At 67.7% G+C, this 18711-nt stretch carries 18 protein-coding genes; 11 read left to right on the forward strand and 7 right to left on the reverse strand.

All coding sequences use genetic code 11. The features are described 5' to 3' along the window. The first annotated feature begins 82 nt into the window (after positions 1-82). The 5 genes from rpmH (at position 83) to ACVOKU_RS11115 (ending at position 5117) form a co-directional block, all read left to right on the forward strand. The gene (gene rpmH / locus ACVOKU_RS11095) at positions 83-223 is read left to right on the forward strand and encodes a 50S ribosomal protein L34 (RefSeq protein WP_005411729.1); all 141 of its coding nucleotides are present in this window, start codon (positions 83-85) and stop codon (positions 221-223) included. 5 nt (positions 224-228) lie between these two features. Continuing rightward, positions 229-723, forward strand: coding sequence for a ribonuclease P protein component (gene rnpA, locus ACVOKU_RS11100; RefSeq protein ID WP_080375251.1), 495 nt, complete (start codon positions 229-231; stop codon positions 721-723). Then, positions 723-2438: a membrane protein insertase YidC gene (gene yidC / locus ACVOKU_RS11105; RefSeq protein WP_481559928.1), complete on the forward strand. Its 1716-nt coding sequence runs from the start codon at positions 723-725 to the stop codon at positions 2436-2438. Before rnpA ends, yidC begins: the two co-directional genes overlap by 1 nt. A gap of 112 nt (positions 2439-2550) precedes the next feature. Next, on the forward strand, positions 2551-3900 hold the full coding sequence (mnmE, locus tag ACVOKU_RS11110) for a tRNA uridine-5-carboxymethylaminomethyl(34) synthesis GTPase MnmE (RefSeq protein ID WP_481559929.1): 1350 nt from the start codon (positions 2551-2553) through the stop codon (positions 3898-3900). Positions 3901-4001: 101 nt separating this feature from the next. Beyond that, the gene (locus ACVOKU_RS11115; protein WP_481559930.1) at positions 4002-5117 is read left to right on the forward strand and encodes a glycerophosphodiester phosphodiesterase; all 1116 of its coding nucleotides are present in this window, start codon (positions 4002-4004) and stop codon (positions 5115-5117) included. A 70-nt stretch (positions 5118-5187) separates the two neighbouring features. On the opposite strand, the gene ACVOKU_RS11120 is transcribed toward ACVOKU_RS11115, so the two are convergent. Then, a complete protein-coding gene (locus tag ACVOKU_RS11120) occupies positions 5188-5958 on the reverse strand; it encodes a rhomboid family intramembrane serine protease (RefSeq protein WP_074902529.1) in 771 nt (256 codons plus the stop codon). Between the two features lie 103 nt (positions 5959-6061). Continuing rightward, entirely contained in the window at positions 6062-7024 is a 963-nt protein-coding gene (locus tag ACVOKU_RS11125) for a TerC family protein (RefSeq protein ID WP_253118415.1), read from the reverse strand. Positions 7025-7374: 350 nt separating this feature from the next. On the opposite strand from ACVOKU_RS11125, the gene ACVOKU_RS11130 reads away from it, so the two are divergent. Further along, the gene (locus ACVOKU_RS11130; RefSeq protein WP_053517230.1) at positions 7375-8544 is read left to right on the forward strand and encodes a class I SAM-dependent rRNA methyltransferase; all 1170 of its coding nucleotides are present in this window, start codon (positions 7375-7377) and stop codon (positions 8542-8544) included. A gap of 128 nt (positions 8545-8672) precedes the next feature. Continuing rightward, positions 8673-9914 (forward strand): dipeptidase, encoded by a 1242-nt coding sequence (locus tag ACVOKU_RS11135; protein WP_481559931.1) that lies wholly within the window; start codon positions 8673-8675, stop codon positions 9912-9914. A 51-nt stretch (positions 9915-9965) separates the two neighbouring features. Here the strand turns inward: ACVOKU_RS11135 and ACVOKU_RS11140 are convergent, their stop codons facing one another. The 3 genes from ACVOKU_RS11140 to ACVOKU_RS11150 form a co-directional block, all read right to left on the reverse strand. Next, on the reverse strand, positions 9966-11393 hold the full coding sequence (locus ACVOKU_RS11140) for an amino acid permease (RefSeq protein ID WP_053517233.1): 1428 nt from the start codon (positions 11391-11393) through the stop codon (positions 9966-9968). A gap of 173 nt (positions 11394-11566) precedes the next feature. Continuing rightward, positions 11567-12196, reverse strand: coding sequence for a leucine efflux protein LeuE (gene leuE, locus ACVOKU_RS11145; RefSeq protein ID WP_053517234.1), 630 nt, complete (start codon positions 12194-12196; stop codon positions 11567-11569). 15 nt (positions 12197-12211) lie between these two features. Further along, positions 12212-13183 carry a LysR substrate-binding domain-containing protein gene (locus ACVOKU_RS11150; protein WP_481559932.1) on the reverse strand — a complete coding sequence of 324 codons (972 nt, stop codon included), beginning with the start codon at positions 13181-13183 and terminating at the stop codon, positions 12212-12214. A 91-nt stretch (positions 13184-13274) separates the two neighbouring features. Between ACVOKU_RS11150 and ACVOKU_RS11155 the strand changes: the two genes are divergently transcribed. Further along, on the forward strand, positions 13275-14282 hold the full coding sequence (locus ACVOKU_RS11155; protein WP_481559933.1) for a zinc-binding alcohol dehydrogenase family protein: 1008 nt from the start codon (positions 13275-13277) through the stop codon (positions 14280-14282). Between the two features lie 72 nt (positions 14283-14354). Here the strand turns inward: ACVOKU_RS11155 and ACVOKU_RS11160 are convergent, their stop codons facing one another. Continuing rightward, a complete protein-coding gene (locus ACVOKU_RS11160) occupies positions 14355-14960 on the reverse strand; it encodes a glutathione S-transferase family protein (RefSeq protein ID WP_481559934.1) in 606 nt (201 codons plus the stop codon). A gap of 50 nt (positions 14961-15010) precedes the next feature. Between ACVOKU_RS11160 and ACVOKU_RS11165 the strand changes: the two genes are divergently transcribed. From ACVOKU_RS11165 to ACVOKU_RS11175, 3 genes are all read left to right on the forward strand, one after another. Beyond that, entirely contained in the window at positions 15011-16573 is a 1563-nt protein-coding gene (locus ACVOKU_RS11165) for a DNA recombination protein RmuC (RefSeq protein ID WP_481559935.1), read from the forward strand. 71 nt (positions 16574-16644) lie between these two features. Next, positions 16645-17034, forward strand: coding sequence for a hypothetical protein (locus ACVOKU_RS11170; protein WP_481559936.1), 390 nt, complete (start codon positions 16645-16647; stop codon positions 17032-17034). A 68-nt stretch (positions 17035-17102) separates the two neighbouring features. After that, positions 17103-17648 (forward strand): glutathione peroxidase, encoded by a 546-nt coding sequence (locus tag ACVOKU_RS11175; protein ID WP_340044140.1) that lies wholly within the window; start codon positions 17103-17105, stop codon positions 17646-17648. Between the two features lie 57 nt (positions 17649-17705). Here ACVOKU_RS11175 and ACVOKU_RS11180 read toward each other — a convergent pair whose 3' ends face one another. Further along, positions 17706-18710 (reverse strand): MlaA family lipoprotein, encoded by a 1005-nt coding sequence (locus ACVOKU_RS11180; RefSeq protein ID WP_481559937.1) that lies wholly within the window; start codon positions 18708-18710, stop codon positions 17706-17708. Position 18711 lies beyond the last annotated feature (1 nt).

Raw genomic sequence — 18711 nt, forward strand, 5'->3', positions numbered from 1 at the left:
GTAGTCCCCAGGGCTTGACGCGGGGTGGGGTACCTCTCTAGAATTTCCGGTTCTTTCCGTCCCATTCATACGAGAGGCCCCAATGGCCACCAAGCGCACCTACCAGCCCAGCAACCTCAAGCGTAAGCGCGACCACGGCTTCCGTGCCCGTATGAAGACCGCTGACGGCCGCAAGATCCTGTCGCGTCGCCGCGCCAAGGGCCGCAAAGTCCTGAGCGCCTGATTGCCATGCCGCACATCGCGGCAGACGCAATCCCTTCGACAGTGAATACTGCAGACCCGCGCAAGCGATTCCCTCGCTCTGCGCGGGTTCGCACGCGTGCCGAATACTCAACGGTCTTCAACGGCGCCCGCCGTGTGTCCGATCCGCTGATGACCCTGCACTGGCTGCCGGCTGACCGGCCGGCCAGGCTGGGTCTGGCGGTTTCCCGCAAGGTCGATCCGAACGCCGTCGGGCGCAACCGGATCAAGCGCGTCCTGCGCGACATCCTGCGTCAGACACGAACCGATATCCAGCCAGGCGACTTTGTCGTCGTGGCCCGTAGTGCTGCGCGTCACGCCAGCAATGACGACATCCGCCAGGCCTTCCTGCGCCTGCTGCGCCGCCTGCGTGCATTGCCCGCGCCGGGCGTGGACGGCACAATGCCGCCGCCTGATGGCATCGCAACTCCCTCTTTGACCGAGCCGGCACCGCGTTCCGGCCCCGCCGAGCCTGTCCGCTGATGAACCAGACCCGCGTATTTCTCATTTTTGCCTGGCTGATGGTGGCCGTGCTGCTGTGGATGGAGTGGAGCCGCGAGCAGGCCGCTCCGACCCCTGCTCCGACGACCCGTTCTGCCCCGGCCGCGGCGCAGACCGTGCCGGGCGCCGCCGCAGGCAGCGTTCCCAGCGCCCAGGTGCCCGCAGCCCCGGGCCAGGCGCCCACGCAGGCCCAGGCCAGCGCGACCCCGGCCGCCCAGCGCGTGACCGTCACCACCGACGTCCTGCGCCTGGTACTGGACGGGGGCCGCGTGCTCGACGCCGAGCTGCTGCAGTTCCCGCAGACCAAGGATGAAGGCAGCCCGCCGGTCCGCCTGCTGACCGAAGATCCCGCGCATCCGTACAGCGCGATCAGCGGCTGGGCCAGCCAGGACAAGAACGCCCCGGTGCCCGGCGCCGACGGCTTCAAGCTGGTCGGTGACACCCGCGACTTCGTGCTGGCCAAGGGCCAGAACGAACTGCAGATCCCGTTCGTGTGGACCGCCGACAACGGCGTGACCATCAAGCGCACCCTCACCGTCTCGCGCAACGAGTACGCCGTGCGCTTCAAGGATGAAGTCAGCAATGCCGGCGCCACCACGTGGAACGGCTACGTCTACCGCACCCTGGACCGCACCCCGACCATCCTGTCGCGGAGCATGACCAACCCGGATTCCTTCAGCTTCAACGGCGCCACCTGGTACGACAACGACAAGAAGTACCAGCGTCGTGCGTTCAAGGATTACCTGGAGGACGGTGCCCTGAACCAGACCATCACCGGCGGCTGGCTGGCGATGCTGCAGCACCACTTCTTCACCGCGTGGATTCCGCAGAAGGACCAAGCCGCGCACTACGTGCTCTCCCAGCATGATGGCCGCGATCAGATCACCGCCAACGGCCCGGCCTTCACCGTGGCCCCGGGCCAGTCCACCAACACCGAAGCACGCCTGTGGGTGGGCCCCAAGCTGGTCAACCAGATCGCCAAGGAAGACGTGCCGGGCCTGGACCGCGTGGTCGACTACAGCCGCTATTCGCTGCCTGCATTGATCGGCCAGGGCCTGTTCTGGGTGCTGAACCAGGTGCACAAGCTGGTTAACAACTGGGGCTGGGCCATCATTGGCCTGGTGGTGCTGCTGAAGCTGGTGCTGTACCCGCTGTCGGCCGTGCAGTACAAGAGTGGCGCCAAGATGCGCCGCTTCCAGCCGCGCATCCAGCAGCTGAAGGAACGCTATGGCGATGACCGCCAGAAGTTCCAGACCGCGATGATGGAGCTGTACAAGAAGGAGAAGATCAATCCGATGGGCGGCTGCCTGCCGATCCTCATCCAGATGCCGATCTTCTTCGCCCTGTACTGGGTGCTGGTGGAGTCGGTCGAACTGCGCCAGGCGCCGTGGCTGGGCTGGATCCAGGACCTGACTGCGCGCGACCCGTACTTCATCCTGCCGGTGATCAACGTGGCGGTGATGTGGTTCACCCAGAAGCTCACGCCTGCGCCGGGCATGGACCCGATGCAGCAGAAGATGATGCAGTTCATGCCGTTGGTGTTCGGCGTCATGATGGCCTTCATGCCGTCCGGCCTGGTCCTGTACTGGGTGGTCAACGGCGGCCTGGGCCTGCTGCAGCAGTGGTGGATGACCAAGCGCCATGGCGGCGATCCGGTCCCGGCCACCGCCGCGTCGGCTCCGGTCAAGAAGAAGTAATCGGTAGAGTCGGCCGCTGGCCGGCTGACCGCAGCAGAAGCCCGCCGCAAGGCGGGCTTTTCGCATGCGGCGTTAGAATTCCCCGCGTGCGCAACCGGAGACGTTCCAAGCGATGAATGACGCAGCCCGCACCGACACCATTGTCGCCATCGCCAGCGCGCCAGGTGCAGGTGGCGTCGGCATCCTGCGCCTGTCCGGCCCGCGCGCCGCCGCCATCGCCAACGCACTGGGTGCAACCGGCCTGCGCCCACGTCACGCGCATTACGCGCGCCTGCGCGACGCCGACGGCGAGGTGATCGACGATGGCATCGTGCTGTGGTTCCCCGCACCGAACAGCTTCACCGGCGAAGAAGTGGTGGAACTGCAGGGCCATGGCAGCCCGGTGTTGCTGCAGCAACTGGTGGCACGCTGCATCGCGCTCGGCGCCCGGCAGGCGCGGCCCGGTGAGTTCAGCGAGCGCGCCTTCCTCAACGGCAAGCTCGATCTGGCCCAGGCCGAGGCCATCGCCGATCTGATCGCTGCGGGCGACAACCGCGCCGCGCGTGCTGCCCGTCGCTCGCTGGACGGGGTGTTCTCGCGCCGCATCGACGCCGTGGTCGAGCAGCTGGTGCTGCTGCGCGTGCACGTGGAAGCGGCCATCGATTTCGCCGATGAGCCGCTGGATACGCTGGGCGGCGCGCAGGTGCGCCGCGGACTGGAACTGGCACGCAGCGACCTGGCCCTGCTGCGCCGCGATGCCGAGCGTGGCCGCCGCCTGCGCGATGGCCTGCACGCGGTGCTGATCGGCCCGCCCAACGCCGGCAAGAGTTCATTGCTCAATGCGCTTGCCGGCAGCGAACGCGCCATCGTCACCGACATCGCCGGTACCACCCGCGACACGCTGCGCGAGACCATCCGCCTGGATGGACTGGAGCTGACCCTGGTCGATACCGCCGGCCTGCGCGATGGTGGTGATGCCATCGAACGCGAAGGCATGCGCCGCGCGCGCGTGGAGATCGAACGCACCGACCTGGCATTGATCGTGCTGGATGCACGCGATCCGGCGGCGGGCGAGGCGGCCATCGGCGAAGCGGTGCGGGCCGTGCCGCACAAGGTCTACATCCACAACAAGTCGGATCTGCTGCAGGCCGGCCCAACCGTGGACGATCCGGACCGTGTGTTCGTTTCGGCCGCCACCGGTGCCGGACTGGAGGACCTGCACGCGCGCCTGCGCGCCATCGCATCGGCAGGCGCTGGCGAACAGGTGGATGGCGAATTCTCCGCGCGCACCCGCCACGTGGATGCAATCGAGCGTGCGCAGGAACATGCCCGTCGCGCTGATGGCGAGCTGGCCCACGAACACCTGGAACTGGCAGCCGAAGAGCTGCGGCTCGCACATGACGCGCTGGGCGAGATCACCGGGCAGATGAGCGCCGATGACCTGCTGGGACGGATCTTCTCCAGCTTCTGCATCGGCAAGTAAGCCGGGGTCAGATTCCCGCAGGGGCTCTGACCCCAGGTCCCCCGCCTGTCACATTGCCGCCGCATACTGCCGCCCATCACCTACCGTTGGGGGACGTTGCAGTGAAGTCGTGGGGTTGTGCGTTGCTGTTGTCGCTGGCCGTGGCACCATCGGTGGCCATGAGTGCTGAATCCTCTCTCCCGGCCGCGGCCAGGGCGTCGGTCTACGGTCATCGCGGCGCCAGCGCGCTGCTGCCGGAACACACCCTGGCTGCGTATGCACAGGCCATCGCCGACGGCGCCGACTACATCGAACCGGACCTGGTGATGACCCGGGACGGGGTGATGGTGGCCCGCCATGAGAACGAGATCGGGGGCACCACCGATGTCGCCTCGCATCCCGAATTCGCCAGCCGCCGCACCCGCAAGGTCATCGACGGGCAGACGGTGGACGGATGGTTCACCGAAGACTTCACCCTGGCCGAGCTGAAGACGCTGTACGCGCGCGAACGCCTGCCCGAACTGCGCAGCACGGCCTACGACGGCCAGTTCCGCATCGCCAGTCTCGATGAAATCCTCGCCTTCCTGGTTCAGCAGGCCGGCCGCGCCAATCGCGGCATCGGTCTGGTGCCGGAGATCAAGCATCCGACCTACTTCCAGTCCATTGGCCTGCCGATGGAAGACACACTGCTGGCTGCGTTGCGCGGCAATGCCTACACCAACGTCGGCCCGGTCACCATCCAGTCGTTCGAGACCGCCAACCTGCGTTACCTGCGCAGCAAGATCCCGCAGGACAGCAACATCCGCCTGCTGCAGCTGCTGTGGAAGGGCGACAGCCAGCCGGCCGACGTCGCCAAGGCCGGAGGCACGCTGACCTACGCACAGATGATGACTCCTGCGGGCCTGAAGGACATCGCGGCCTATGCCGATGGCATCGGTCCTGAACTGCGCTCGATCATTCCGCTGGACGCCAACGGTGCGCTGGGAACGCCGACCGCGCTGGTGCGCGATGCGCACGCGGCCGGCCTGATGGTGATCCCGTATACCTTCCGCCCGGAGAATCAGTTCCAGCCCGGCAACCTGCGCAGGGGGGCGGACAACGCGCGCAATGCCGAAGGCTCGATCGCCGAGATGCGCGCCTATCTGGCCACCGGCATCGATGCGTTCTTCACCGATGACCCGGCGCTGGGCCGGCAGGCGGTGGATGGCACTGGCGCGGCGGGCAACGCGGCGAACTGAAGCGTCAACGCCGCCGGGCATGGCCCGGCGCTACCCGGGGTGCCGGGCCATGCCCGGCACCCATCCCACCTCAGCCGCGCGGTTCGTCCGGCCGCCGGAACGGGATGACCACGTAATCCTGCCCTTCGCGCGGCTGCCACAGGACCGGCACACGGTGTGGCGACGGCGGCTCCAGTTCATCGTCGGCCAGCGGTTCTGCGTTCTCTTCCTCGTCCTCCCAGCTGTAGCGCGGACGCGGTGGCAGCGGGTCGGCGGTGCGGAACAGCAGCGCTGCGATGATGCCGGCGAAGGCGCCGCCCATGTGCGACTGCCAGGACACGCCGTCGGCATGCGGCAGGATGGTCATCAGCATGCCACCGTAGAACAGCATGCCGATCAGGCCGGTGGCGATGGCGGCGCGGTCGCGGCGCAGCAGGCCGAGGCCGGCGAGCAGGAACATCAGGCCGTGGGTCACGCCACTGGCACCCAGATGGACGCTGCCGGGATTGCCCAGCATCCATGCGCCCACACCCGATCCCAGCCAGAGCAGGGGCAGGGCGCGGACGGTGGCTTTGGGATAGACGCTGCCGGCCAGGGTGCCGAGGATCAGGATCGCGATGCTGTTGGCGGCGATGTGCTCGACCGAGGCATGCAGCAGCGGGCCGCCGAGCAGGCCGAGCAGGCCCTTGGCTTCCAGCGGCGCTACCGCCCAGGGGCGCCAGTCGAACGTGCCCTGCAGGGCGAACACGACCACCAGCACCAGCACGGCGGCCAGACTGACATTGAACGCCCGCAGGATGCGGAGGCGGTCGTTGCGGGGGGCCGGCACGTCGCCGGCGGGCAGGGGCGCGTTGCTGTTCATACCTCAAGCAATGGCGGTGGCTGGCGCGAAACCAAGGCCACCGCTGCGGGAGAGTGGACGCGGCCAGCGGGACAATCCCGCTGGCCGTGTCTGCCAGCCGCGATCAGGCCTGGCCTTCGCCTTCCTTGGGCGGGTACTTCAGGCTCAGCACGACGGTGGCGGCAATGATCAGCGCGACCACGCCCAGCGAGACCGGGGTCGGGATCTTGAACAGGTCGATGATCATCATCTTGATGCCGATGAAACCCAGCACCAGTGCCAGGCCGTACGGCAGCAGGTGGAAGCGGTCGGCCATGCCGGCCAGCAGGAAGAACATCGCACGCAGGCCCAGCACCGCGAACACGTTGGAGGTCAGCACGATGAACGGATCGGTGGTGATCGCGAAGATCGCCGGGATGCTGTCCACCGCGAAGATCACGTCGGTGACGGCGATCAGGATCAGCACCGCGAACAACGGGGTGAACCAGCGCACGCCGTCGCGCTTCACGCTCAGGGCGTTGCCGGCGTACTCCGGCAGCAGGCGAAGGTGCTTGCGCATCCAGCGCAGGGCCGGGTTGCTCTCCAGGTCCGGCTCCTGTCCGGCGGCAAACCACATCTTCCAGCCGGTGAACAGCAGGAAGGCGCCGAACACGTAGAGCAGCCAATGGAACTGGCTGATCAGCACGCTGCCGGCGAAGATCATGATCGTACGCAGCACGATCGCACCCAGGATGCCGATGATCAGCACCTTCTGGCGCTGCTCCTCCGGCACCGCGAAGTAGCTCATGATCATCAGGAAGACAAAGATGTTGTCCACCGCCAGCGCCTTCTCGACCAGGTAGCCGGTCAGGAACTCGAGACCGACCTTGTTGGCCACGACCTGGCCGGCCGTCTCATTCAGGTAGTACCAGAGGCCGGCGTTGAACAGCAGGGCGAGCGCGACCCAGCCGATGGACCACCACAGGGCCTCCTTGAAGGTGACCTTGTGCGGGCCACCATGGCGCATCAACACGAGGTCGACCAGCAGGGCGATGACCACCACCGCTGCGAAGCCGCCCCACAACCACACGTTACCGATCGTCTGCATTGGGAATGTCCGTTGGAAAGATGAATGCCAGGCCGGACGGCGAGGATCTGCAACGGAGGATCGGGAGGGGATCCAGGGACAGAGCTTCGCCAGTACGGCGAAGGTCTCGCTCGCAGTTCCAGTCGGCTGGAACTGCCGTTGCACCGGAGCCTGCGGGCTCGAAATGACGGCGACAACGTCTGGGAGCTACTCCCCTTCTGGCGCCGATTCTGCGGCCTGCCGCGTCCGCCGTCAAATGCCCGGGCACCGGGGTCGGATCCCCGCAGGGGCCCCGAGCCCATGTTCCCGCCAGAGAGGGGTCAGAGCCCCCGCGGGGATATGACTCCCGGCGGCCGGTTTACAATAGGTGGATGAATACCCCCCTTCCCGTTGTCCGTCTCAAGAACGCGTGGCGCTCCAGCCACCCGTGGATCTTCCAGAAACTGGTCGAGAAGCCGACCGTCCGGCCCAAGCCCGGTTCCCTCGTCGACGTGGTCGGGGTGGACGGGGAATTCATCGGGCGCGGGTTCTACAACGGGCACTCGCGCATCGCCGTGCGCATTCTTGAAACCCATCAGGCCGTTGCGGTCGATGCCGGCTGGTTCTCGCGCAAGATCGCCCAGGCGGTGTCGCTGCGCCGTGACGTGCTGAAGCTGGACGCCGTGTCCGACGCCTGGCGCGTGGTGCACAGCGAGGGCGATGGCCTGTCCGGCCTGGTGGTCGATCGCTACGGCGACCTGGTGGTGGTCGAGTTCTTCGCCGCCGGCATGTTCCGCCACCGCGAGTGGATCTACGATGCGCTGCGTGAGCAGTTCCCCGGCTGCCGCTTCCACAGCTTCGCCGACGAACACGTGCAGAAGCAGGAAAGCTTCGATTTCCACGGCAACACCACCACCGAGGCGTCGGTGATCACCGAGTACGGCATCAAGTTCCGCGCCGATCCGGCCGGCGCGCACAAGACCGGCTTCTTCGCCGACCAGCGCGAGAACCGGCAATGGCTGAGCCAGCAGGTGGAAGGCAAGAGCGTACTCGACCTGTGCTGCAACACCGGCGGCTTCGCGGTCTATGCAGCGGCACGCGGGGCCTCGGACGTGGTCGGCATCGACATCGATGAAGACGTCATCCAGATCGCCAAGGGCAATTCGCGCCTGAACAACGTGCGCCCGAAGTTCATCCAGTCCGACATCTTCCCGTGGCTGCGCGATGCCGCCAACCGCGGTGAGCAGTACGACGTGGTGATCCTGGATCCGGCCAAGATGACCCGCGACCGCGACCAGGTGATCAATGCGCTGAAGAAGTACCTGGACATGAACAAGCTGGCGCTGGGCGTGGTCAAGCCCGGTGGCCTGTTCGCCACCTTCTCCTGCACCGGCCTGGTGGCCGAGGACCAGTTCCTGGACATGCTGCGCCGTGCGGCCTATTTCTCCGGCCGCACCCTGCAGATCCTGAAGGTTGCCGGTGCCGGCGCGGATCATCCGTTCATGGCCCATGTGCAGGAATCGCGTTACCTGAAGGCGGTGTTCTGCCGCGTGGTCGATTGACCGCGTGGCGCTGTAGAGCCGAGCCCACGCTCGGCTGATCTGTCTGGCAGCCGAGCATGCGCTCGGCTCTACAAATTGGCCGGCCGCAGCGCTATGGTCGGGTTCTTCCCATTGCCGGTAGGAACCCCATGCCGTCGTTGCGCCGTCTGTCCGTGCTGCTTGCCCTGGCGCTGAGCGCGCCGCTGACCGCCCATGCCATCGAGTTCAGCGCGCAGGAGCTTGCGCGTGCCAAGACATTGCAGCAGCGCCTGCTGACGCTCGACAGCCACCTGGATACGCCGGCCAACTTTGGCCGCACCGGCTTCGATATCGAACAGCGCCATGATCGCAACGCGCTGTCACAGGTGGACTACCCGCGCATGGTCGAGGGATCACTGGACGGCGGGTTCTGGGCGATCTACACCGACCAGGGCGACCGCAGCGCTGCCGCCCACCTGGCCGAGCGCGATCACGGCCTGCAGCGCCTGCTGGAAATCCGCGAGATGGTGGCGGCAAACGGCGATCGGTTCGCTCTGGCCCTGACCGCTGACGATGCAGCGCGGATCAAGGCCGCCGGCAAACGCGTGGTCTACATCAGCATGGAGAACGCCAGCCCGCTGGTGGCCGACCCCAGCCTGCTTTCGTTCTATCACCGTGCCGGCCTGCGCCTGCTGAGCACGGTGCATTTCGCCAACAACGAGTTCGCTGATTCTGCGACCGATCCGAAGGGACCGGAGTGGAAAGGCCTGAGCCCGGCCGGCAAGGCGCTGGTGCGCGAGGCGGTGAAGCTCGGCATCGTCATCGACCAGTCGCATGCCTCCGATGCCGTGTTCGACGATCTGCTGGCGATGATGCCGGTGCCGTTCGTGCTCTCGCACAGTTCAGCCAAGGCGGTCTACGACCATCCACGCAACCTCGACGACGCGCGGCTGAAGAAGCTGGCCAAGGCTGGTGGTGTGATCCAGGTCAACGCCTATGGCGGCTATCTGATCGACACCGGCAAGACGGCCGAGCGCAAACAGGCCGAAGAAGCACTCAGCCGGCAGCTGGGAGGCTGGGAAGGCATGGGCATGGAGCAGGGCGTGGCCCTGTTGAAGGCCGAACAGGCGCTGGACCATGAACACCCCGTCCGGCACGCCAGCCTGGAGGACTTCTTCGCCCACTTCGAGCACATCCTCCAGGTGGTCGGGCCCGAACACGTGGGCATCGGCCTGGACTGGGACGGCGGCGGCGGCCTGAGTGACCTGCCCGATGTCAGCCAGCTGCCGAAGATCACCGCGTGGCTGCTGCGCAAGGGATACACGGAACAGCAGATCGCCGGCATCTGGGGCGGCAATCTGCTGCGGGTGATGCGGCAGGCGCAGGACTACGCCGCCAGGCAGGGCGGGTAACCGCCCCGCCCGGGCCGGATCTGCGCCGGGCCGTGCCCGGCGCGGTCTGGATCAGCGCGCGATCAGCGCATGGCGGCGGCTGTACAGGAAGTACAGCACCAGGCCCGCGACATTCCACAGCAGGAAGTACAGCTGCGTGGTGTGCGGCAGGCTGATGAACAGGTAGATGCAGCCCAGCGCGGCCAGTGGCCCGACGATGAAGGCCAGCGGCGTGCGGAAGGTTCGCTCGCGGTTCGGTTCACGCACGCGCAGCACGACCAGGCAGATGCCTACCGCGGTGAACGCCGCCAGGGTGCCGGCATTGGCCAATGCCGCGATCTCGTCCAGGCGTGCCACGCCGGCCAGGGCCGACACCACCAGCGCGGTGAACAGCGTGGTGGCCACCGGCGTACCGGTGCGCGCGCTGACCTTGGACAGGCCACGCGGCAGCAGGCCATCGCGGCTCATGACGAAGAAGATGCGGCTCTGCCCGTACAGGAAGGCCAGCAGCACGGTCGGCAGGGCGATGATCGCGATGACACCGATCACCATCGCCGCGGTGGGGTGGCCGAGCTGGCGCATGATCAGCGCCAGTGGCTCGGCGCTGTGGCCGAACACCGCGTAGCTCATCGCACCCACGGCGGCCAGCGCGACCAGCACGTAGACGATGGTGCAGCCGATCATCGAGCCGATGATGCCGATCGACAGGTCGCGGCCCGGGTTCTTGGTCTCCTCGGCAGCGGTGGAGATCGCGTCGAAACCGTAGAAGGCGAAGAAGATGATCGCGGCGGCCGCCATCACGCCTCGCTCGACACCATCCGGACCCAGTGATTTGGCGAAGCCATACGGCATGAATGGCTGCAGGTTGCTGCTGTCGAAGGCCGGCAGTGCCACTGCCACGAAGATGGCCAGCGCGATCAGCTTGAACACCACCAGGATCGCGTTGAGGGTCGCGCTCTCCTTGGTGCCGGCCATCAGCATCAGGGCCACCAGCCAGGTGATGACGATCGCCGGCAGATTGATCATGCCGCCTTCCACGTGCGGACCCGCGGCCAGCGCGGCCGGCAGGGTCACGTCCCAGCCGAACTGGGTGTGGACCCACTCCAGGAAGCCGACGAAGTACCCCGACCAGCCCACGGCCACCGTGCTGACCACCAGCGAGTACTCCAGGATCAGGCTCCAGCCCACCACCCAAGCGAACACCTCGCCCAACGCGCTGTAGCTGTAGGTGTAGGCACTGCCGGCGGCCGGCATCATCGTCGACAGCTCGGCGTAGGACAGGGCCGCACAGGCACAGACCGCACCGGCGATGGCGAAGGAGATCAGGACGGCCGGGCCGGCGAGATTGGCACCGACGCCGATCAGCGTGTAGATGCCGGTACCGACGATGGCGCCGATGCCCAGCGCGATCAGGTGCGGCCAGCTGAGTGTCGGGACCAGTCGCCTGCCGGCTTCGTGGACGGTGACGGAATCTAGGGACTTGCGCCGGAGCAGGGACATGCAGGCCTCGGAAGGGGTGACTGATAACGACAAGTCTCCGAGTGTGACCGAACGCAGCGCAGCATTACCACTGACGGGGGTCATGCCGGACGCAGCGCGCGCATGACCGCGACGACACTGCCGGAATCAGCACAAAGGTTGCGGAACGGGCCCGACAGCCGTCGCCGTGCCGGTCAGCCGTTCAGTCCCAGGCGGATGCCGAAGCCGACCAGGAACACTCCGGCCACGCGCCGCAGCGCGTCGCTGACGCGCGGATGCTGGATCAACCGGCGCCGCGCCAGGTTGCCCACCCAGATCAGCAGCGAGCAGTAGGCGATGCTGACCACGAAGATGATCCCCGCCAGCGCGACGAAGGTGGCGATGCCCTGGTGCGCCCTGGGATCGATGAACAGCGGCAGGAAGGCCATGTAGAACAGGATCGCCTTCGGATTGAGCAGGCTGACCAGGATCGCCTGCTGGAAGTAGCGGCCCGGCTGCATGCGGATCGGGCCGGCATCGCCCCCCTCCTGCCTGGGCGTGCGCAGCAGGCTGATGCCCACCCACACCAGATAGGCCGCGCCCAGGTACTGCACGGCGTGGAAGACCAGCGGGTTGGCCTTCAGCAGGGCCGCCACGCCGGCCAGGGCCAGCCACATCAGGATCTGGTCGCCGACCAGCAGGCCGGCCAGTGCGGTGTAGCCGCCGCGCACCCCGCCCCGGCCGGTGGCGGTCAACAGGGTGAACGTGCCAGGCCCGGGCAGGGCGAGGAACACCAGCACGGCGACCAGAAACGTCCACAGGTCCTGGATGCCCATCCACGGCATGGCGGTGTTCTCTCGCTACGGGGAGCCGGTATTGTCGGCCAGTGCCGCGCGCTGCGACAGGGGGCCGCCGCTACCCTCGGGCATGCCCGACAGCAGCGGTTGCAGGTGCTGGCGCAGTTGCGCATGCAGTTGCCGCACCGCGGGCGAGAACTGCTTGCGGTGCGGGCAGACCAGCTGCAGCGGGATGTGGCTGCCCACACCGCCAAGCAGCAGCCGCAGGCGCCCGGCCAGCACGTCCTCGCGCAGGTCCAGCCAGGACTTGTAGGTGATGCCCTCACCGGCCACCGCCCAGCGGCGCACCACATCGGCGTCGTCGCACACCAGCGGGCCCTGTACCGGGATCACCACGCGACGGCCGTCGACCTCGAAGGCCCAGCGGTCGTAGGCGCGACCACCGAGCTGGTAGGCCAGGCAGTCGTGCTCGCGCAGATCCTCCAGCCGCTGCGGCGTGCCGCGCCGCTGCAGGTAGCCGGGCGACGCCGCCAGCACGCGCCGGTTGCCTTCCAGCAGGGGCAGGGCGACATAGCTGGCATCATCGAAGTGCCCGATGCGGATCGCCACATCGACCGGATCGCGGAATACATCAGCCACTTCGTCGGACAGGCGCAGATGCAGCCGCAAGCGCGGATGCATCGCACGGAACCGGGTCAGCCACGGCAGCAGCAGGTTGCGTCCGAAGTCCGACGGGGCAGACAGCCGCAGCGTGCCATGCAGCTCGGCATCCTCGCCCTGCACCCGGGCCTGGCCTTCGCGCAGGGTCGCCAGCACCTCCTGCGCGTAAGGCAGGTACAGCGCGCCTTCGGCGGTCAGCCGCAGGCTGCGGGTAGTGCGCACGAACAGGCGCAGGTCCAGTTCGCGCTCGAGCCGGGCCACGGCGGCGGCGACCTGACCGGGCAGCAGGTCGGCCTCGCGCGCGGCCTGCGAGAAGCTGCCCAGCGCGGCGGTACGGACGAACAGCTGCAGGTCGTCGAAGCGGATCATTTTCATCGCAGGAGTGAAAGTCCTGCCCGATTGTGCGCCTTTCCGGCGGACCGTGCGCGGCGCACGCTGTGGCCTCCTTTCCCACTGGACCGCTGCCATGCGCGCCATTGCCTATTCCCATGCCGGCCTGCCGATCGACGATGCACAGGCCCTGATCGATATCGACCTGCCGCTTCCGCAGCCGGGCCCGCGCGACCTCCGGGTGGCGGTACGCGCGGTGGCGGTGAACCCGGTCGACACCAAGGTCCGCCGCAACATGGCCACCGATGGCCCGCGCGTGCTCGGCTGGGATGCCGTCGGCATCGTCGATGCGGTGGGCAGTGAGGTGACCCTGTTCCAGCCGGGCGACGCGGTCTACTACGCAGGCGTGATCGACCGGTCCGGCAGCAATGCCGAGTACCAGCTGGTGGACGAGCGCAGCGTGGGCCGCAAGCCGGCCAGCCTTGATGATGCGGCCGCCGCAGCCCTGCCGCTGACGGCGATCACGGCCTGGGAGCTGCTGTTCGATCGCCTGCGCATCGCCGAGGGCGCAGGCGAGGGCCAGACCCTGCTGGTGATCGGCGCGGCCGGTGGCGTCGGCTCGGCCCTGGTGCAGCTCGCGCGTCGCCTGACCCGCTTGACCGTGATCGGCACCGCCTCGCGCCCGGAGACGCAGGACTGGGTGTACGCGATGGGCGCGCACCATGTGATCGACCACAGCCAGCCACTGGCCGAAGGGTTGGCACGGCTGGGCATCGCGCAGGTGGAGCATGTCGCCAGCCTGACCCACACCGACCAGCATTTCGCGCAGATCGTGGAGGTGCTGGCGCCACAGGGCCAGTTGGGGCTGATCGACGATCCTGGCCAGCTGGACGTGATGGCGCTCAAGCGCAAGGCCCTGTCGCTGCATTGGGAATCGATGTTCACCCGCCCGCTGTACCGGACGCCGGACATGCAGCAGCAGCACGTGCTGCTGAACCGCGTCGCGGACCTGGTCGATGCCGGCGTGCTGCAGACCACGCTGGGCGAGCATTTCGGCCGCATTGAAGCGGCGAACCTGCGCCGCGCGCATGCCGTGCTGGAGAGTCACCGCGCCAAGGGCAAGATCGTTCTCGAAGGCTGGTAGAGGCCTGTCTGCCTCCTGCAGAGCAAAGCATGACCCAGTCCTGCAGGAGGCCTCGCGGTACGTACCGCTGCCTCAGGGTTCACCGTTGTCGACGTGTTCGGCGAACCCGGGTCGCGACCGCAGGCGGTCAAACCAGGCGTCAACGCAGGGCAGCGCGGGCCTGGCGCCGGGGGTGCTGCGCCAGCGCTGGGTGGACAGACCGAGCACGATGTCAGCCAGGGTGAAGTGGTCGCCGGTGACATACGCTCCCGTGCCGGCCAGCTGGGCATCCAGCAGACCCATGAGCTCATTCCAGCGGGCCAGGCCGGTCTCGGCGCGGCCGTCGTCGGGATAGTCAGGATGCTGCCGCACGCGCGCCATGAACACGTGGCGCCAGGCGGTGTTGAGGTCGGTCGCCTGCCAGTCCATCCATTGCTCGACCTTCGCACGCGCCTGCGCATCTGCCGGCAGCAGGTCAGCGCGTCCGGCGCGGGAGGCCAGGTAACGGCAGATGCTGTTCGATTCCCACAGCACGAAGCCGCCGTCGCGCAGCACCGGCACCTGCTGGTTCGGATTCAGCCCGGCCAGCCGCCGTGCCGACGGTGCCGGATCGTGCTCGATGGCCAGCCTGAGCTCGGCGCACAGCCACAGCACCTTGCGTACGTTGATCGACGTGGGCTTTCCGAACAGCGCGAGCATGGGCGGGGCGGGACGCAGCAGTTGAGACTGGCCCAGCCTACACTGGTGCCATGCAAACCGAATTCCTGCTCATCGCCGGCCTCCTGTTGGTCGTGCTCATCCTGCAGCTGGTCGCCCTGCTGCGCCGCCCACCGCATGATCGGCTGGAGCAGGCCGTACGCGAGGAGGCGCGGGCCGGCCGCAGTGAACTGCGCGAACAGCTGGATGGCTTTGCCCGGGCGCTGACCGACCTGTCGACCCGCACCGACCAGCGCCTGGACCTGCTGCGCGAGGCGCTGGGCGAGGATGCACGCAAGGCGCGCGCCGAAGCCGCCGACAGCCAGCAGCGCAGCGGCGCCCTGCTGGCGCAGCGGCTGCAGGAACTGCGCGGCCAGCTGGAGAGCTTCGGCCAACAGCAGGAAGCGCGAATCCATGCCTTCGGCCAGCAGCTGCAGGAACTCACCGGCCGCACCGATGCCCAGCTCGGCGCGCTGCGCCAGACCCTGGTGGACGATGCACGCAAGGGCCGCGAAGAGGGTGCACTGTCCCAGCAGCGCCTGACCGAGAGCCTGGGCCTGCGGCTGCAGGAGCTGACCCAGCGCAATGAACAGCGCATCGCCGAGATGCGCACCACTCTGGAAGAACAGCTGCGCGCGCTGCAGAACGACAACGCCCAGAAGCTGGAGCAGATGCGCCACACCGTCGATGAGAAGCTGCAGTCGACGCTGGAAACACGACTGGGCCAGTCGTTCACCCTGGTCTCCGAACGCCTGGAGCAGGTGCAGCGCGGGCTGGGCGAGATGCAGCAGCTGGCCACCGGCGTCGGCGACCTCAAGCGCGTGCTGACCAACGTCAAGAACCGCGGCAGCTGGGGCGAAGTGCAGCTGGAGAACATTCTCGAGCAGACCCTGACCCAGGAGCAGTACGCGCGGGGCGTCAAGGTCCGTCCGGACAGTGGCGAGATGGTCGACATCGCCGTGCGCCTGCCGGGCCGCAGGCACGACGACACGCCGGTATGGCTGCCGATCGACTCCAAGTTCCCGCGTGAGGACTATGAGCGCCTGCTCGATGCGCAGGAGCAGGGCGATGCCGAGGGCGTGCGCCTGCAGGGCGTCCAGCTTGAGCGCGCGGTGCGGGTGCAGGCCAAGTCGATCTGCGAGAAGTACATCGTGCCGCCGCACACCACGGATTTCGCAGTGATGTTCCTGCCTACCGAGGGCCTGTATGCCGAAGTGATCCGGCGCCCGGGCCTGGTCGACGGCCTGCAGCGCGATCACCGCGTGGTCGTGGCCGGACCGACCACGGTCACCGCTCTGCTCAACAGTCTGCAGATGGGTTTCCGCACGCTGGCCATCGAGCAGCGGTCCAGCGAGGTGTGGAGCCTGCTGGGGGCGGTGAAGAGCGAATTCGGCAAGTTCGCCGGCATCCTCGAGAAGGCCGAGAAGCAGATCAGCACCGTGGGCCGCAGCATCGGAGACGCCAGCCGCAAGACGCGCACCATCGAGCGCAGGCTGCGCGGAGTGGAATCGCTGGCCACCGAGCAGGCGCAGTCGCTGCTCGGCGACCTGGGCGAAGGGGATGCGGAAGGCAGCGGCGAAGATGACGGAAGTGAAGGCGGGACCGACGCCCGCTGAGCGACGCAGACACCCTGCCTACGGGGGCGATGCGTATGCTGGCGGCCTGTCCATCGCCAACAGGTACCGCCATGCGTTTCCACCTTGCCGCCAGTGTGGCCCTGGCCGCAGCGCTTGCTGCATGCAGCAGTACACCGCCCGCCACGCAGGCCGGTGATGCCCAGCCAGGCCCGGAGGCCACGCAGGCCTACCAGGACGCGCGTGATGTGGACTGCCAGGCCGCCGGCGGCACCCTGCAGCCGCTGGGACGCCTGCAGCGCCTGCAGTGCGTGATTCCATACGCCGACGCAGGAAAGACCTGCAGCAGCAAGCGTGACTGCACCGGCCAATGCCTGGCCAGCGACGGCATCGCCGTCGGCACGGCAGCCACCGGCACCTGCCAGCGCGACGTCAGCCAGAACTTCGGCTGCCGTCAGCGCATCGACGACGGCAAGGCACAGGGCACGCTCTGCGTGGATTGAGGCGTTCCGGCGCAGCCACGCGGCGCTATGCTGATGGGCCATTCCCCGCTGTTGCCGGAGCACCCCGCGTGAGCACCCCGATCCAGGACATTCCCCTCACCACCATCGACGGCCAGCCGTCCACTCTTGCCGATTACCAGGGCAAGGTGCTGCTGCTGGTCAACGTCGCCTCCAAGTGTGGCCTGACCCCGCAGTACGAGGGCCTGCAGGCGCTGTATGCGCAGAAGCAGGCACAGGGGCTGGAAGTGCTCGGTTTCCCGGCCAACAACTTCCTTGGCCAGGAGCCGGGCAGCGAGGCGGAGATCCAGCAGTTCTGCCAGCTGACCTACGATGTCACCTTCCCGATGTTCGCCAAGATCAGCGTGGCCGGCGACGACACGCACCCGCTCTACCAGCAGCTGATCGCCGCGCAGCCGCAGGCCATCGGCGAAGGCCCGCTGCGCGAGCGCCTGTCCAGCAAGGAGATTCCGATCCACCCGGCGCCGGCGGTGTTGTGGAACTTCGAGAAGTTCCTGGTGGGCCGCGACGGCGCGGTCATCGCCCGCTTCGCGCCGGATGTGGCCGCCGATGATGCGCGTCTGCGCGAGGCCGTCGACGCCGCACTGGGCGCCTGATCGCCCGCAATGAAAAACCCCGCCGAGGCGGGGTTTTTCATCGGGTGCCGGCAGGACTCAGTTGCCCCACTGCGGCATCGGCATCGCATCGATCGGGATCGGCGAATTGGGATCGTCCTGGCCGCGGTTGCGCTTGCCACGCAGATCGTTCTCGATCTGGTAGTTGCGACGCTGCAGCCACGCATCGCGGACCAGCGCGTACTCGTCCACCGCCGAACTGCGCAGATCGTCCACCGCCAGCAGCTGCGCGCGGCTGTCGACCAGCTGCAGGCCCTGCAGGCCGATGCGGACCTTGTCCTCTTCGATGTTGCGGATCGGCGAGAGCGGCATGTCGCCGGCCAGGCCGAACACATCACGCACGGTGCGGGGACCGAAGAACGGCAGCTCGACGTAGCGCGAACGACGCCAGCCCCACGCGCCCAGCGTCTGGCCGAAGTCTTCCTTGCGGTTGGCGACCATCGCCTTGCTGGCCGGATCGAACAGGCCACCGATACCCAGCGTCGAGTTCATCAGGAAGCGACCCAGCGTGTCCCAGGCATCATCCGGACGGCCCTGCAGCAGCTGGTTGACGATCGTCACCGGCGAGCGCAGGTTGCTGAAGAAGTTGCTCACACCGGTGCGGGCAAAGCGTGGCACCACGTGGGTGTAAGCCGTCGCCAGCGGTCGCGCGACGGCATTGTCGACCGCCACGTTGAACCGGTGCACCTTGCGGTTGAACGGTTCCCACGGGTCGTAGGCCACCGCGTTGCCAGCCGCACCGTCGGCGCCGTACAGCGCGTCGAAATCATCGTCGCCGCCGGGCTGCGCAGCGGCAGCCGAGGCACTGGTTCCAGCAGACGCGTCCGTGGCCGGAGGCGTATTGGCCGTGGCCGTTTCGCCGCTGGCCACGGGGGTGGGCTCCACTGCCGGTGCGGGGGCATCGGTGGCGGTATCGGTGGCGGCGGTCGGGCTGGCCGGAACCAGCGTATCGGCAACCGGCGCATCGCTGCGCGCGGGCTTGCCGGCACAGGCGCTGAGCGCGGCGGCCAGGACGATCAGGGGGAGAGCGCGTACGACGTTCATG

The sequence above is a fragment of the Stenotrophomonas sp. STEN147 genome (genome assembly GCF_056757995.1).

What these genes read in the sequence shown, in the direction of transcription:
- ACVOKU_RS11140 (WP_053517233.1), bottom strand. Translation starts at nt 11,393, where the DNA reads ATGTCCCTGCTCCGGCGCAAGTCCCTAGATTCCGTCACCGTCCACGAA.
- rnpA (WP_080375251.1), top strand. Translation starts at nt 229, where the DNA reads ATGCCGCACATCGCGGCAGACGCAATCCCTTCGACAGTGAATACTGCA.
- ACVOKU_RS11170 (WP_481559936.1), top strand. Translation starts at nt 16,645, where the DNA reads ATGCGTTTCCACCTTGCCGCCAGTGTGGCCCTGGCCGCAGCGCTTGCT.
- ACVOKU_RS11130 (WP_053517230.1), top strand. Translation starts at nt 7,375, where the DNA reads ATGAATACCCCCCTTCCCGTTGTCCGTCTCAAGAACGCGTGGCGCTCC.
- ACVOKU_RS11160 (WP_481559934.1), bottom strand. Translation starts at nt 14,960, where the DNA reads ATGCTCGCGCTGTTCGGAAAGCCCACGTCGATCAACGTACGCAAGGTG.
- ACVOKU_RS11150 (WP_481559932.1), bottom strand. Translation starts at nt 13,183, where the DNA reads ATGAAAATGATCCGCTTCGACGACCTGCAGCTGTTCGTCCGTACCGCC.
- ACVOKU_RS11120 (WP_074902529.1), bottom strand. Translation starts at nt 5,958, where the DNA reads ATGAACAGCAACGCGCCCCTGCCCGCCGGCGACGTGCCGGCCCCCCGC.
- ACVOKU_RS11180 (WP_481559937.1), bottom strand. Translation starts at nt 18,710, where the DNA reads ATGAACGTCGTACGCGCTCTCCCCCTGATCGTCCTGGCCGCCGCGCTC.
- ACVOKU_RS11155 (WP_481559933.1), top strand. Translation starts at nt 13,275, where the DNA reads ATGCGCGCCATTGCCTATTCCCATGCCGGCCTGCCGATCGACGATGCA.
- ACVOKU_RS11125 (WP_253118415.1), bottom strand. Translation starts at nt 7,024, where the DNA reads ATGCAGACGATCGGTAACGTGTGGTTGTGGGGCGGCTTCGCAGCGGTG.
- yidC (WP_481559928.1), top strand. Translation starts at nt 723, where the DNA reads ATGAACCAGACCCGCGTATTTCTCATTTTTGCCTGGCTGATGGTGGCC.
- leuE (WP_053517234.1), bottom strand. Translation starts at nt 12,196, where the DNA reads ATGCCGTGGATGGGCATCCAGGACCTGTGGACGTTTCTGGTCGCCGTG.
- mnmE (WP_481559929.1), top strand. Translation starts at nt 2,551, where the DNA reads ATGAATGACGCAGCCCGCACCGACACCATTGTCGCCATCGCCAGCGCG.
- rpmH (WP_005411729.1), top strand. Translation starts at nt 83, where the DNA reads ATGGCCACCAAGCGCACCTACCAGCCCAGCAACCTCAAGCGTAAGCGC.
- ACVOKU_RS11165 (WP_481559935.1), top strand. Translation starts at nt 15,011, where the DNA reads ATGCAAACCGAATTCCTGCTCATCGCCGGCCTCCTGTTGGTCGTGCTC.
- ACVOKU_RS11135 (WP_481559931.1), top strand. Translation starts at nt 8,673, where the DNA reads ATGCCGTCGTTGCGCCGTCTGTCCGTGCTGCTTGCCCTGGCGCTGAGC.